Genomic DNA, 14,343 nt, shown 5'->3' on the forward strand with positions numbered 1-14,343 from the left:
GGGTCAGCGGCCGTCGCCGGAGTCGGCCGGCTTCCAGCGGAAGAGCCGCTTCTCGCCGAAGGTGAGCAGCCCCTCGGTGAGCAGGGCGACCACGGCGAGGATGGTCATCGCGGCGTACACCCCGGCGGCGTTGAAGGTGCCCTGGGCGGCGGCGACCAGCAGGCCGAGGCCCTTGGTGGCGCCGATGTACTCACCGACGATGGCGCCGATCAGCGCGAACCCGAAGCTGACGTGCAGGCTGGTGAAGATCCAGGTGGTGGCGGCGGGGATGACCACCTGGAGGGTGAGCCGGCGGTTGTCGGCGCCCAGGATCCGGGCGTTGGCGATCAGGTTGCGGTCGACCTCGCGGGCGCCCTGGAAGGCGTTGAAGAAGACCGGGAAGAAGACCAGCACCACGGCGGAGGCGACCTTGGAGGCCGGGCCGAGGCCGAACCAGATCAGGAAGATCGGGGCCAGCACGATCCTGGGGATCGCGTTCAGGACCTTGATGTACGGGCCGAACACGTCGGCCAGGAAGCGGATCCGGCCGAGCGCGATGCCCAGCAGGACGCCGCCGACGACGCCGATCACCCAGCCGGTGAGGGCCTCGTAGAGGGTGTAGCCGATCTGCTCGCCGAGCGAGCCCTGGGCGGTGCCGTGGGTGACCCACTGCCAGATCTGGGCCCAGATCCGGGACGGCTGGGAGAAGTTGAACGGGTCGATGGCCTCGGTCCTGGCGCACAGCTCCCAGAGCCCGAGGAAGGCGACCAGCACGCCGGCCCGGGCCCCGTACACGGTGAACTTCCGCTTCTGGGCCGCGCGTTGGCGGGCGGCGGTGCGGGTGGTGACGGGGGGTGCGGTGGCCGTGGGGGCGGCCGTGGTCTCAAGCGGCATTGCCCGCTCCTCTCTCACGGGTGATGCGGACCTCTTCGCCCAGCGAGGCCCAGATCTCGCGGTAGAGCTCGACGAAGCGGGGCTCCAGGCGGACCGCCTCGACGGTGCGGGGGCGGGGCAGGTCGACGGTGAAGACCTGCTTGACGGTGGCCGGGCCCGCCGTCATCACGACCACCCGGTCGGCCAGCGCGATGGCCTCGTCCAGGTCGTGGGTGACGAAGACGACCGAGGAGCCGGTACCGGCCCACAGGTCGAGCAGCTGGTCCGACATCAGGGCCCGGGTCTGTACGTCGAGGGCCGAGAAGGGCTCGTCCATCAGCAGGATCTTCGGGTCGTTGACGAAGGTCTGGGCGAGCGCGACGCGCTTGCGCATGCCGCCCGAGAGCTGGTGCGGGTAGCGGTCCTCGAAGGCGGCCAGACCGACCCGGGCCAGCCAGTCGCGGGCCCGCTCGCGGGCCTCGGCCACCGGGACGCCCCGGAACCGGGGGCCCGCCATCACGTTGGAGAGCACTGTCCGCCAGGGGAAGACGGCGTCCTGCTGGAACACGAAGCCGACCTGGCCGTTGATCCCCTCGACCTGCTCGCCGTGGACCCTCACCTCGCCCTCGGTCGGCTCCTCCAGGCCGCTGACCAGGGTCAGCGCGGTGGACTTCCCGCAGCCGGTCGGGCCGACCACCGCGACGAACTCCCCCGGGGCCACCGTCAGATCGAGGTCCCGGACGGCGGTGTGCAGGCTGCCCGAGGGAGTCCTGAACCGCTTGGTCGCACCGGTCAACTCGATCGCCGGGGCTGTGGTTGTCAGCCCGTTCATATCCACCTCCGAGGTCCCGGCGCCGTCGCCGGGGTCTGTGTCTGCCCCGGAGGCTAGGAGTGCGGCGGGTGGCGGCGGCACCCTTGCGGGCGTACTGCGGCTTCCGTGCGTTGAGGGCTGTTCTGCTCGTTTTGCTTCCGCTACAACAGCGGAGCGGGGCTGACAGAAACCCCCCGGAAACATATGGTGTCGATCCCACCCGATCCCGCCCGAACCCACCCCTTACGTCCCCGCACATCCTCGAGAGGAGACCCGCGACGATGCGTCCGCACTGGCCCCGCCGGGTCTTCGCCCAACTGCTGCTGAGCCAGACCGTGGTCACGGTCGGCGTCACCGCCGTGACGGCCGGCCTGTTCCTGGCCCCGGTGAGCCGGGAGCTGGACCACGACGCCAAGCAGCGCGCCCTGTCGATCGCCCAGTCCACCGCCGCGGACGAGGTGATCGCCCGGGCCGCGGCGAACCGGGACGCGGTGGCCGCCCAGCGCAACGCCGAGCAGATCAGACTGGCCACCGGTGCGAGCTTCGTGGTGGTCACCGATCTGGAGGGCACCCGGCTCTCGCACCCCGACCCCGCGCGGATCGGCTTCCGGGTGAGCACCGACCCGGAGCCCGCGCTGCGCGGGGAGAGCGTGACCGCGATCCAGCAGGGCACCCTCGGCCGGACGGCACGCGGCAAGGTGCCGTTGCGGCTGGCGGACGGCCGGATCGTCGGCGAGGTCTCGGTCGGGATCAGCGACGACTCGATCCGGCGCCGGCTGCTCAGCATGGTGACCGGCATCCTGCTCTGCGCGGGCGCGGGCCTGGCGGCCGGGCTGCTGGCGACGCTGGTACTGGCCCGGCGGCTCAAGCGGCGGACGCACAACATCGCGGTCGCGGACATCGCGGCGCTGCTGGTCGAGCGGGAGGCGATGCTGCACGGCATCCGGGAGGGCATGGTCGCGCTCGACCGGCGGGGCCGGGTCCGCCTCGCCAACGACGAGGCGGTCCGGCTGCTGGCGCTGCCGGCGGACTGCACCGGGCGGGCGATCGACGAACTGCTGCCGCCGGGCCGGCTGGCCGAGGTGCTGACCGGCCGGATCGCGGGCACCGACCTGCCCGCCGTCCGGGACGACCGGGTGCTGGTGGTGAACCGGATGGCCACCGAGCACGACGGCGCCGTGGTAACCCTCCGGGACCGGACCGAACTGGAGGCACTGGTGCGTGAGTTGGACACCACCAGGAGCCTGACCGAGGCGCTCAGGGCGCAGGACCACGAGCACGCCAACCGGATGCACACCCTGCTCGGCCTGCTGGAGCTCGGGCGGCACGAGCAGGCGGCCGAGTTCATCTCCGAGCAGTCGGGCTCGCACGCCGCGGTCGCCGCCCGGATCGCCGAGCAGGTCCAGGACCCGCACGTGGCCGCCCTGTTGGCGGGCAAGGCGGCGGTCGCGGCCGAGCGCGGCAGCCGGCTGGAGATCACCCCCGACAGCCATCTGCCGGACGCGGCGGTGGACCCGCGCGCGCTGGTCACCGTGCTCGGCAACCTGGTCGACAACGCCCTGGACGTGCTCTCCGGCGGGGTGGTCACGGTCGCCCTGCGGGCCCGCGGCGACGCGCTGCTGATCGAGGTCGCGGACAGCGGCCCCGGTGTCCCGCCCGAGCTGCGGGAGCGGATCTTCGAGGAGGGCTGGACCGACAAGGCGGCGCCCGCGCACCGCCCGCGCGGCCTGGGCCTGGCGCTGGTCCGACGGCTGGTGGAGCGCTCCGGCGGTCGGGTGGCGGTCGATCAGGGACCGCTCGGCGGCGCGCGTTTCGGCGTCGAACTGCCCGAGGCCCTGCACGCCGTGGTGACCGCATGATCGACGTGCTCGTGGTAGACGACGACTTCCGGGTGGCCGAGGTGCACGCCGCCTATGTGGCCAAGGTGCCCGGCTTCCGGGTGACCGGGAAGGCGCACAGCGCGGGCGAGGCACTGGCCGCGCTGGAGCGCACCCCGGTCGACCTGGTCCTGCTCGACCACCACCTGCCGGACGAGACCGGGCTGGCCCTGGTCCGCCGGATGCGGGAGGCCGGGATCGGCTCCGACGTGATGATGGTGACGGCCGCCCGGGACGTCTCCACCGTGCACGCCGCGATGCAGCACGGCGCCCTGCAGTACCTGGTGAAGCCGTTCAGCTTCGCCGGGCTGCGGGAGAAGCTGGTCGGCTACGCGGACCTGCGGCACGTGCTGGCCGGCCCGGCGGCCCGGGAGGCCTGCCAGGACGAGGTGGACCGGATGTACGCCGCCCTGCGCAGCGCCGCCTCCCCCGCGACCGCCCTGCCCAAGGGCCACTCCGCCCCCACCACCGACCTGGTGCTCGGCGTGCTCAGGCAGGCGGGCCGGCCGCTCTCCGCCCAGGAGGTGGCCGACCGGACCGGGCTGAGCCGCTCCACCGCGCAGCGCTACCTCAAGCAGCTGGAGCGCGGCAGCCGCCTGCGGCTGAGCCTGCGCTACGGCGACACCGGCCGCCCCGAGCACCGGTACGTGCTGCCCAGGGCCGACCCGCCGGTTGCCGGTCGGGCTACGCCGCCCCCGCCCCGGTGAGGGCCCGGACCTCCAGCTCGGCGTACTTGTCCGGGTCGGCCGGCTCCCGGGAGGTGACGGTGCCGAGCCAGCCGGCCAGGAAGCCGAGCGGGATGGAGACCAGCCCCGGGTTCTCCAGCGGGAACCAGTGGAAGTCCAGCGCGGGGAACACGGCGGTCGGCGAGCCGGAGACCACCGGGGAGAACAGCACCAGCAGCACGGCCGGGACGAGGCCCCCGTACACCGACCAGACCGCGCCACGGGTGGTGAAGCGACGCCAGAACAGCGAGTAGAGCAGGGTCGGCAGATTGGCCGAGGCCGCCACCGCGAAGGCCAGGCCGACCAGGAAGGCGACGTTCAGCCGCTGAGCGAAGAGGCTGAGCACGATCGCCAGCGCCCCGATCACCACGGCCGCGATCCGGGCCACCACCACCTCCTGGCGCTCCGTCACCTGACGCTCGTTCTCCCGGCGCCAGGCGCGGGCGAACAGGTCGTGCGCGAAGGCGGCCGAGGAGGCCAGGGTCAGCCCGGCCACCACGGCCAGGATGGTGGCGAAGGCGATCGCCGAGATCAGCGCGAACAGCAGCACCCCGCCGGTGGAGGCCGCGCCGCCGCCGAGCACCTGGGCCAGCAGCGGGACGGCCGTGTTCCCGGCCGGGTTGGCGGCCCGGACGGCGGCGCTGCCGACCAGGGCGGCGGCGCCCAGGCCGAGCACGATGGCCATCAGGTAGAAGCCGCCGATCAGCCCGATCGCCCACATGGTGGAGCGGCGGGCGGCCCGGGCGGTGGGCACGGTGTAGAACCGGGACAGGATGTGCGGCAGCCCGGCGGTGCCGAGCACCAGGGCCAGCCCGAGCGAGAAGAAGTCCAGCCGACTGGCCGCCCCCGTCCCGTACTTGAGCCCGGGCTGGAGGAAGGCCTCCCCCGCGCCGCTGCCCCGGGCGGCGGCCCGCATCAGCTCGGCCAGGTCGCCGTGGAAGCGGATCAGCACCAGTGCGGTGAGCAGCAGCGAGCCCGCCACCAGCAGCACGGCCTTGATGATCTGGATCCAGGTGGTGGCCTTCATCCCGCCCACCGTGACGTAGACGATCATCAGGGCACCGACCCCGACGATGGCCCAGGTCTTGGCCGAGCCGTTGCCGGTGCCGAGCAGCAGCGCCACCAGACTGCCCGCGCCGACCATCTGCGCGACCAGGTAGAGCAGGGTGACCACCACGCTGGCGCTGCCGACCGCCGCCCGGACCGGCCGCTGGCGCATCCGCAGCGCCAGCACGTCGGCCAGGGTGTACCGCCCGGCGTTCCGGACCAGCTCGGCGACCAGCATCAGCACCGCCAGCCAGGCGACCAGGAAGCCGATGCTGTACAGCACGCCGTCGTAGCCGTAGAGCGCGATCAGGCCGGTGACGCCGAGGAAGGAGGCGGCCGAGAGGTAGTCGCCGGAGAGCGCGAAGCCGTTCTGCAGCGGGCTGAACTCCCGGCCGCCGGTGTAGAACTCCTCGGCGGCCTGGCCCCGGCGGCCGGCCCACAGCGTGATGCCCAGGGTGACCAGCACGATGACGGCGAACAGGGCCACGGCCAGGCCGTGTTGGGAACTGTTCACCGCAGCTGGTCCTGGGTGTCCCAGCGCAGCTCCAGCGCGGCGGCGTCCCGGGTGGTGCGCGCGTTCCTGGCGTAGAGCCAGGTGAGCAGGAAGGTGGAGGAGAACTGCAGCAGGCCGAGCACCCAGGCCACGTTCACCGGCCCGGCCACCTGGTGGCGCATCAGGCCGGGGGCGGCGGTCTGGGCCACCAGGTAGAGCAGGTACCAGCCGAGGAAGCCCGCGGTGGCCGGGAAGACGAACCCCCGGTAGCCGCGCCGGATCTCCTGGAACGCGTCGCTCTCCTGCACCGACCGGTACACCTCGGCCCGGCCGACACTCTGCTGCGGTGCGATCTCCTGTTGGGCCACGGCTGCTCCACGGTCGGCTTCGGCACCGGAGGGCGTGCCTCCGGTCTGCCTGGACCGTTCCAGCATGGAACCGGCGCGCGGGCGTTCGGGGCGGCTTTGCAGATACGTTCACTCAATCAGGTGAGCGAACCGACGGGATGACGATCCGTCAATCAGAGCACGCGGACGTCCAGCAACGGCGGCACGACCGGCCAGGGCCGGACCCCGTCCAGCGCGGCCACGGCCAGCCGGAGCGCGCCCAGCAGCGGCGGGCCCTCGGCCGGGCGGGTGCCCGGCAGCCGGTCCTGCACCGCGCGGTGCAGCAGCGGCAGCCGGAACAGCCCGCCGGTGAGCACCGGCCAGGGGTCGGTCAGCCCCGCCGCCCGACCGGCCGCCAGCGCGGAGTCGGCGATCTCCCCGGCCGCCCGTTCCAGGATCGACCGGGCCACCGGGTCGCCCTGCTCGGCGGCGGCGCCGACGTCCGGGACGAAGGAGGCGAGCAGCGCCGCCCGGTCGGGTCGGGGCTGCAGCGCGGCGGGCAGCTCCGCCGCCGGCCCGAACCGGAGCTCGGCCCGGGCCAGCAGCTCCGCCGAGCCCCCGCTGCGGCCGTCCACCGCCCGCAGCGCGGCGGCCAGGCCGGCCCGGCCGATCCAGGCGCCGCTGCCGCAGTCGCCGAGCAACTGCCCCCAGCCGTCCGCCCGGTGCCAACCGCTGCCCAGGTCGGTGGCCAGCGCCACCAGCCCGGTGCCGCCCGCCACCACCACGCCCGGCCTGGCGCCGACCGCGCCCGCGTACGCCGTCACCGCGTCGCTCGCCAGGGTCAGCCGCTCGGCCCCGACCGCCGCGGCCAGCGGGCCCGGCAGCCGCTCGGCCAACTCCCGCCCCAGCAGCGCCATCCCGGTCGCCCCGATGGCCAGGCTCGGCGCCCGCTCCGCCCCGACCCGCGCCAGCAGGCCGGTCAGCGCGGGCAGCAGCACCTCCAGCAGCGCCCCCGCGTCGACCCCCTGCCCGCCCAGCCGGGTCGGCACCGCCAGCTCGACCCCGGCCACCGCCCGGTCGTGCCCGGGGGCGGCGGCCACCCGCACGCCACCGCCCCCGACATCGACCCCGATCACCCACGGACGACCGGTCACCACGACCCGCCGCTCAGGCGTCGATCCGCGAACGGTCCATGGTGGCCGCCGAGTCGACGATGAACTCCTTGCGCGGCGCCACGTCGTTGCCCATCAGCAGGTCGAAGACCTTCTCGGCCTGCTCCAGGTCGCCCAGGTTGATCCGGCGCAGGGTGCGGTGGCGCGGGTCCATGGTGGTCTCGGCCAACTGGTCCGCGTCCATCTCACCGAGGCCCTTGTACCGCTGCACCGGCTCCTTCCAGCGCATCCCCTTGCGCTGGAACTCCAGCAGGGTGGACCGCAGTTCGCCGTCGGAGTAGGTGTAGTGGTACTTCTCCTGGCCCCGCTTGGGGCTGGTCAGCTCGGTCCGGTGCAGCGGCGGGACGGCCGCGAACACCCGGCCCTGCTCGACCATCGGCCGCATGTAGCGCTGGAACAGCGTCAGCAGCAGGCAGCGGATGTGCGAGCCGTCGACGTCGGCGTCGGCCATGAAGATGACCCGGCCGTAGCGGGCCTGATCGATGTCGAAGGTCCGCCCCGAGCCCGCTCCTATCACCTGGATGATCGAGGCGCACTCGGCGTTCTTGAGCATGTCGGCGACGGACGCCTTCTGCACGTTCAGGATCTTGCCGCGGATCGGCAGCAGCGCCTGGAACTCCGAGTTGCGGGCCAGCTTGGCGGTGCCGAGCGCCGAGTCGCCCTCCACGATGAAGAGTTCGCTGCGCTCGACGTCGTCGCTGCGGCAGTCGGCCAGCTTGGCCGGCAGCGAGGAGGTCTCCAGCGCGGTCTTCCGGCGCTGCGCCTCCTTGTGCTGACGGGCCGCCACCCGGGTGCGGGCGGCCGCGACCACCTTCTCCAGCACCGCCCGGGCCTGGATCTTCTCGTCCTTCTTGACCGAGGTGAGGAAGGCCTTCAACTCCTTGGCCACCACCGCCGCGACGATCCGGTTGGCGGCCGAGGTGCCGAGCACCTCCTTGGTCTGGCCCTCGAACTGCGGCTCGGCCAGCCGGACGGTGACCACGGCGGTGAGGCCCTCGGTCGCGTCGTCCTTGGTGATGTCGTCCTCGGCGACCCGGAGCAGCTTGCCCGCCCGCAGCGCCTCGTTGACCGTCTTGGCGAGCGAGCGCTCGAAGCCGGTGACGTGGGTGCCGCCCTTGGGGGTGGCGATGATGTTCACGAAGGAGCGCAGGGTGGTGTCGTAACCGGCGCCCCAGCGCAGCGCGATGTCCACCCCGAGCTCACGGGTGACCTCGGTCGGGGTCATGTGGCCGAGCTCGTCCAGGACCGGGACGGTCTCCTTGAAGCTGCCCTCGCCGTGCAGCCGCAGCACGTCGCAGACCGGCTTGTCGGGGGCCAGGAACTCGCAGAACTCGCTGATCCCGCCGTCGAAGCGGAAGGTGTCCTGCTGAACCTTGTCGCTCTCCGTCAGCCGCTCGTCACGCACCACGATGGTGAGGCCGGGGACCAGGAACGCGGTCTGCCGGGCCCGGGCGTGCAGCGTCTCCAGCGAGAGCTTCGCCTCCTTGAGGAAGATCTGCCGGTCGGCCCAGTAGCGGATCCGGGTACCGGTCTTCCCGCGGGGGGCCTTGCCCTTCTTGGTCATCCCGCTGCCCGCCTCGAACGGCGCGTCCGGGCTGAGCTCGGTGAAGATGCCGGGGGTGCCGCGCCGGAAGCTGATCGCGTGGACGTGGCCGGTGCGGTCCACCTCGACGTCCAGCCGGGCGGAGAGCGCGTTGACGACCGAGGCGCCGACGCCGTGCAGACCGCCGGAGGCGGCGTACGAGCCGCCGCCGAACTTGCCGCCCGCGTGCAGCTTGGTCATCACGACCTCGACGCCGGAGAGCCCCGTCTTGGGCTCCACGTCGACCGGGATGCCGCGGCCGTTGTCCCTGACCTCGACCGAGCCGTCCTCGTGCAGCACCACCTCGATCTTGTCGCAGTGGCCGCCGAGCGCCTCGTCCACCGCGTTGTCGATGATCTCCCAGACGCAGTGCATCAGCCCGCGGCTGTCGGTGGAGCCGATGTACATGCCGGGGCGCTTGCGGACCGCCTCCAGCCCCTCCAGGACGAGCAGGTGCCGAGCGGTGTAGTTGGAGCCGTCGTCCCCGGCCAGCAGGGCGGACGACGCGTTCGGATCGGCGCTCACTCGGTGTGCACTCCTCAATGACGTTCTGACTCGTCTGACTTCCGGCCCGGTGCTTCCCCGGCCGAACCCCCACAGTGTTCCCAATGCCTGAGACACATCCGGGGCGGCCTGCGCAGCTTGTACGCGCTGCGCGAACAAGACTTTCGCCGGATCCGGCGGCACCGGAACGCCATCTCCTCCCGCCACCACGGGTCCTGGCGGACCGTCGACTGCGGGGCAGCCGGTGGAGCAGGCGATATGCAGGCTACCGGTGTCGGGGACGGGGCTTATGCTCCAACCCAGCAGAGGATTATGCTACGCGGACCTCGACCCCCGACCGATCGGGAGTTCGAGCCGAATGGCGAGTCCTGGGATTCGGTAGGCATGAACCGCCGGCGCCTTGGGCACGTCCTCAGCAACAACACAGCAGAATCCTCAGAGAAGAAAAGCCACGAGCGGGAACGTTTTCGGCCTGGTTGGATGTTGACCCTGGTACGACAGCTCGTCGAGCTAGAGAAGAGGCGACGTGACTACTGTTCTGACCCCTGCGAGCCCGCTCACCGCGGCCGACCGCTGCGACCGCTGCGGCGCCCAGGCCTACCTGCGCGTCGTACTCGCGAGCGGCGGAGAGCTGCTCTTCTGCGCCCACCACGGGCGGAAGTTCGAGCCCGAGCTCAAGAAGATCTCGGTCGAGATACACGACGAGAGCGGCCGCCTCACGGAGCCGAGCACCAACGCCTCGGAGGACGAACGCTGAGTTCGCCGCTCGCACAGGCGAGCGCGCAGAGCTGACCGGCGGAGCCGGGCGGCTGCCCCCAGCAGGGCAGTCCGTCCGGCTCCGTCGTCTCTCCGATGCCGTCTCACCTGACGGTATGTCGGAGCGTGCTCGTCAGAGCACGGAGCGTACCTCATCGGAGACCGCCGCCACCCTGGTGTACACCCCGGGGTACCTGGAATCCGCGCAGCCGGTGCCCCAGGAGACCAGCCCGGCCAGCCTCCCCGCGACCACCAGCGGGCCGCCACTGTCGCCCTGGCAGGCGTCCTTGCCGCCCTTCGCCTCGCCGGCGCACACCATCACGTGCTCGTCGTAGGCGCCGTCGGCACCGTGCGAGTACGCCTTGTGACAGACCTCGTCCGAGACCACCGGCACCTCCACCTTGCGCAGGGTGCGGGAGTAACTTCCGTCACCCTTGGTGTCGCCCCAGCCGTACACCGTGGCCCGGGTGCCGGGCGCGTACGGCTCGGTCTCGCCCTGGTTCAGCAGCTCGATCACCGGACGGTCGCCCTGCGACTCGGCGAGGGTGAGCACCGCCACGTCGTTCAGGTTCCGCGAGAAGTCGTACTGCGGGTGCACCCAGATCCCGCGCACGTCGACCTCGTGTCCGGCCTTGCCGGCCAGGTCGTCCCGGCCGATCACGGCCCGCAGGCCGGGGCGCTTGACCTGCTTGCCACTGGACTCGTCGAAGAAGCAGTGCGCGGCGGTGACCACCTTGGTCGGCGAGATCAGCGCGGCGCCGCAGAACTGGCCGGAGCGGGCGTTGCCGTACTGCTGCCGGCTCGCCAACGCGACCATCCAGGGCAGGTCCTGGGTGCTGGCGCCCTGGCCGCCGACGATCCTGCGCTGCGCCTGGGCCGGTGTGGCCGCACCGAGCGCGAACAGCGAGGCCGGCAGGGTGGCGAGCAGCGCCAGGGCGAGCCCCCGGCGGTGGAGCCGGGTCGACGGCGGGGTCGGGCGGGCGTCCAGCATGGGCGGCACCGGAGTCTCCAGGTGGGTCGGCGGCAGCAACCGGCACAGCGTAGTCGAATGATCACGCACCGTGCTGCTGCGCGCGCCGACAGCACCCGGACGAGCGATCTGACGCGGCGTCGGCTGACGGGTTCCCTGACCCCGGGTACGCCGAAGGGCCCGGAGCCGGTGCGGCTCCGAGCCCTTCGGGACTGGTCTTTCCTAGTCCAGGTAGTCGCGCAGGACCTGCGAACGCGACGGGTGGCGCAGCTTCGACATGGTCTTGGACTCGATCTGGCGGATCCGCTCGCGGGTCACGCCGTAGACCTTGCCGATCTCGTCCAGCGTCTTCGGCTGACCGTCCGTCAGGCCGAAGCGCATCGAGACCACGCCGGCCTCACGCTCGCTGAGCGTGTCGAGGACGGAGTGCAGCTGCTCCTGGAGCAGGGTGAAGGAGACCGCGTCGGCCGGGACGACCGCCTCGGAGTCCTCGATCAGGTCGCCGAACTCGCTGTCGCCGTCCTCGCCGAGGGGGGTGTGCAGGGAGATCGGCTCGCGGCCGTACTTCTGGACCTCGATGACCTTCTCGGGGGTCATGTCGAGTTCCTTGGCCAGCTCCTCCGGGGTGGGCTCGCGGCCCAGGTCCTGGAGCATCTGGCGCTGGACCCGGGCCAGCTTGTTGATGACCTCGACCATGTGCACCGGGATGCGGATGGTGCGGGCCTGGTCGGCCATGGCGCGGGTGATCGCCTGCCGGATCCACCAGGTGGCGTAGGTCGAGAACTTGTAGCCCTTGGTGTAGTCGAACTTCTCGACCGCGCGGATCAGACCGAGGTTGCCCTCCTGGATCAGGTCCAGGAAGAGCATGCCGCGGCCGGTGTAGCGCTTGGCCAGCGAGACCACCAGGCGGAGGTTGGCCTCCAGCAGGTGGTTCTTGGCCCGGCGGCCGTCCTCGGCGATGATCTCCAGCTCGCGCTTGAGCTTCGGGGCGAGCTTGTCGGCCGCGGACAGCTTGTCCTCGGCGAACAGGCCGGCCTCGATCCGCTTGGCGAGCTCGACCTCCTGCTCGGCGTTGAGCAGCGGGACCTTGCCGATCTGCTTCAGGTAGTCCTTGACCGGGTCGGCGGTGGCACCGGCGACGGCGACCTGCTGGGCCGGGGCGTCGTCCTCGTCGTCGTCGGAGAGCACGAAGCCCTTCGACTCCTCCTCGGGCTCCTCGCCGTCGGCCTTGTCACCGGGCAGCGCGACGTCGTCGAGCTCTTCCTCGGCGCCCGGCTCGTCGCCGTCCTTCTTGGCGGTGGTCTTCTTGGCAGCCGTCTTCTTCGCCGGGGCGGCGGCCTTCTTGGCCACCGCCTTCTTGGCGGGAGCGGCGGCCTTCTTGGCGGTGACGACCTTGACCTCGCCGGTCACGGCGTCGGTCTCCAGGCTCTCCACCACCCGGACCTCGGCCACGACCGGGGCCGCGACCGGGTTCGCCGAAGGGGCGATCCGCACCGGCGGCTTGGTCGGGGCGGACGGACGGGTGGTGACCGCCTTGGCCGCCGTGCGCTTGGTGGTGCTCTTGGCCGCGACGCTCTTGCGCTTGGCGGCGGTGGGCTCCGCCGCGCTGACCATGAGGTCCACACCCTCCTCAATCAGAACCTGATTGAGGCTGCGCATGACGTTCTTCCACTTGGTGACCGGGATCTGGTCCGCCTCGAAAGCCTGACGCACGTCGTCACCGGCGATCTGCCCCTGGGCCTTGCCCCGCTCGATGAGCGCCAGCAGAGCCGCGGACTCGGCGATCTCGGGGGGGAGCGAACGGGATGTGCTGGCCGACACGAACAACCTCTCGGACGATGAGTTAACTCGACACCAGTACCGGCAGCCGAGCCGACAGGAGCGGCCGCGCGCGATCGGCGCGGGCCCGGTTCCGACCGGCTCGGGCTTGGGGACTGGGGTGTGCAGGACGGCAGCGGCGCCGCAGACCAACACAGCATTCTGACACGGTGCTGGTATTCCGGAGTTGCTTCCGCTCCGTACACATCGCCGCTGCCCCTCAAGTGTTACGCATGCCCTTGGTGGCGCCGGTCACATCGGCAGGCCCCGGACCGCCCCGATCACGGCCGAAGAACGGCCATGGCCCTTCAGCCGCAGGTGAAGACGGCTGAAGGGCCATTGGGTACCGACGCGTATCCGTACTCGGATCGTTGCCTTTCGGGCCCCGGGTCGAGGTTCCGTTCGACCGCCCCGGGGGTGTTCGACCTGGTCGGACCCCTCCGGTCAGTGCTCGCGCGGGGCCGGGACGGAGTGCTCGATCTCGGGGTGCACGGTCAGCAGGGCGCGGACCGCGGCGTCGGCGGCGGTGCCGTCGCCGGTGCCGAGCGCGTCGACCAGGCGGACGTGCAGGCTGACCGCCGAGTCGGACGGGCGCTCGCAGGCGGTGGCCGGGCCGCCGGAGACCTGGAGCGAGCAGCCGACGATGCTGGAGAGGTGCTCCAGCATCCGGTTCCCCGCCATCTGCAGGATCAGGGCGTGCAGTTCGAGGTCGGCCCGGCCGTAGCTGACCAGGTCGCCCTGGGCGGCGGCGTGGCCCATCACCTCGGCCAGCTCGGTCAGCCGCTGCTGGACGTCCTCCCGGCCGTGGCCGGCCGCGAGCCGGGCGGCCAGCGGCTCGATCGCCCAGCGCAGCTCGAACAGCTCGCGGCGCTGCTCGTCGCGCTGCGGCCCGAAGGCGCGCCACTCGATGATGTCGGGGTCGAGCAGGTTCCAGTCGCTGACCGGGCGGACCCGGGTGCCGACGTTCGGCCGGGCGCTGACCAGGCCCTTGGCCTCCAGGACCCGGAGGGACTCGCGGACGACGGTGCGGGAGACCTCGAACCGCTGGCCGATCTCCTCCGGCACCAGCGGGCGGTCGGCGCCCAGGTCGCCGGAGACGATCATCTGGCCGAGCTGCTGGACCAGCTGGCCGTGCAGGCCACGGCCCCGGCTGCTGGTGGTCTTCCGGCCGACCCGCAGGTCGGACTCGGCGCCCTCCCAGCGGGGGGCGGGCGGGGTGGGCCGTTCGGCGTAGGAGAAGCGGTCCAGCTCGGCGGGGCCGACTGCGTCGGACGGGCGAGCCGTGTTCATGGTGGGGTGCGCAAGGGTACTCACAGGTCCTTTGTCGGCGATCGGCGGGCCCGGCTTGAGAATTCTCGTGAAAAGCACACGAAAGGGTGATCGCCCGTCACCGGATAATTGACTTCTTAT

At 72.0% G+C, this 14,343-nt stretch carries 12 protein-coding genes; 3 read left to right on the forward strand and 9 right to left on the reverse strand.

The window, feature by feature from the left end:
- Positions 1-3: 3 nt before the first annotated feature.
- Complete coding sequence (locus ABT118_RS26745) at positions 4-873, reverse strand: ABC transporter permease (protein ID WP_350674055.1); 870 nt, start codon at positions 871-873, stop codon at positions 4-6.
- Positions 863-1,684, reverse strand: a complete 822-nt coding sequence (locus tag ABT118_RS26750) for an ABC transporter ATP-binding protein (RefSeq protein WP_350674057.1) — start codon at positions 1,682-1,684, stop codon at positions 863-865. The genes ABT118_RS26745 and ABT118_RS26750 overlap by 11 nt, the downstream gene beginning before the upstream one ends.
- 260 nt (positions 1,685-1,944) lie before the next feature.
- On the opposite strand from ABT118_RS26750, the gene ABT118_RS26755 reads away from it, so the two are divergent.
- Together ABT118_RS26755 and ABT118_RS26760 are read left to right on the forward strand one after the other, a co-directional pair.
- On the forward strand, positions 1,945-3,522 hold the full coding sequence (locus ABT118_RS26755) for a sensor histidine kinase (protein ID WP_350674060.1): 1,578 nt from the start codon (positions 1,945-1,947) through the stop codon (positions 3,520-3,522).
- On the forward strand, positions 3,519-4,247 hold the full coding sequence (locus ABT118_RS26760; RefSeq protein WP_350674066.1) for a response regulator: 729 nt from the start codon (positions 3,519-3,521) through the stop codon (positions 4,245-4,247). Before ABT118_RS26755 ends, ABT118_RS26760 begins: the two co-directional genes overlap by 4 nt.
- Here ABT118_RS26760 and ABT118_RS26765 read toward each other — a convergent pair.
- The 4 genes from ABT118_RS26765 to ABT118_RS26780 form a co-directional block, all read right to left on the reverse strand.
- Positions 4,225-5,826: a monocarboxylic acid transporter gene (locus ABT118_RS26765; protein ID WP_350674068.1), complete on the reverse strand. Its 1,602-nt coding sequence runs from the start codon at positions 5,824-5,826 to the stop codon at positions 4,225-4,227. The genes ABT118_RS26760 and ABT118_RS26765 overlap by 23 nt on opposite strands.
- The gene (locus ABT118_RS26770) at positions 5,823-6,173 is read right to left on the reverse strand and encodes a DUF485 domain-containing protein (protein ID WP_502884675.1); all 351 of its coding nucleotides are present in this window, start codon (positions 6,171-6,173) and stop codon (positions 5,823-5,825) included. Before ABT118_RS26770 ends, ABT118_RS26765 begins: the two co-directional genes overlap by 4 nt.
- Before the next feature lie 152 nt (positions 6,174-6,325).
- Positions 6,326-7,285 carry a BadF/BadG/BcrA/BcrD ATPase family protein gene (locus tag ABT118_RS26775; RefSeq protein ID WP_350674075.1) on the reverse strand — a complete coding sequence of 320 codons (960 nt, stop codon included), beginning with the start codon at positions 7,283-7,285 and terminating at the stop codon, positions 6,326-6,328.
- A gap of 13 nt (positions 7,286-7,298) precedes the next feature.
- Positions 7,299-9,410: a DNA gyrase/topoisomerase IV subunit B gene (locus ABT118_RS26780; RefSeq protein ID WP_350674078.1), complete on the reverse strand. Its 2,112-nt coding sequence runs from the start codon at positions 9,408-9,410 to the stop codon at positions 7,299-7,301.
- A 505-nt stretch (positions 9,411-9,915) separates the two neighbouring features.
- Between ABT118_RS26780 and ABT118_RS26785 the strand changes: the two genes are divergently transcribed.
- The gene (locus ABT118_RS26785) at positions 9,916-10,146 is read left to right on the forward strand and encodes a DUF7455 domain-containing protein (RefSeq protein WP_350674081.1); all 231 of its coding nucleotides are present in this window, start codon (positions 9,916-9,918) and stop codon (positions 10,144-10,146) included.
- 132 nt (positions 10,147-10,278) lie between these two features.
- Here the strand turns inward: ABT118_RS26785 and ABT118_RS26790 are convergent, their stop codons facing one another.
- The 3 genes from ABT118_RS26790 to ABT118_RS26800 form a co-directional block, all read right to left on the reverse strand.
- Positions 10,279-11,175, reverse strand: coding sequence for a S1 family peptidase (locus ABT118_RS26790; protein WP_350674084.1), 897 nt, complete (start codon positions 11,173-11,175; stop codon positions 10,279-10,281).
- Between the two features lie 162 nt (positions 11,176-11,337).
- The gene (locus ABT118_RS26795; protein WP_350674088.1) at positions 11,338-12,942 is read right to left on the reverse strand and encodes an RNA polymerase sigma factor; all 1,605 of its coding nucleotides are present in this window, start codon (positions 12,940-12,942) and stop codon (positions 11,338-11,340) included.
- A 435-nt stretch (positions 12,943-13,377) separates the two neighbouring features.
- Entirely contained in the window at positions 13,378-14,301 is a 924-nt protein-coding gene (locus tag ABT118_RS26800; RefSeq protein ID WP_350674092.1) for a FadR/GntR family transcriptional regulator, read from the reverse strand.
- Positions 14,302-14,343: the final 42 nt, after the last annotated feature.

It is taken from the genome of Kitasatospora sp. NPDC002040 (genome assembly GCF_040296785.1).
Lineage (GTDB): Bacteria > Actinomycetota > Actinomycetes > Streptomycetales > Streptomycetaceae > Kitasatospora.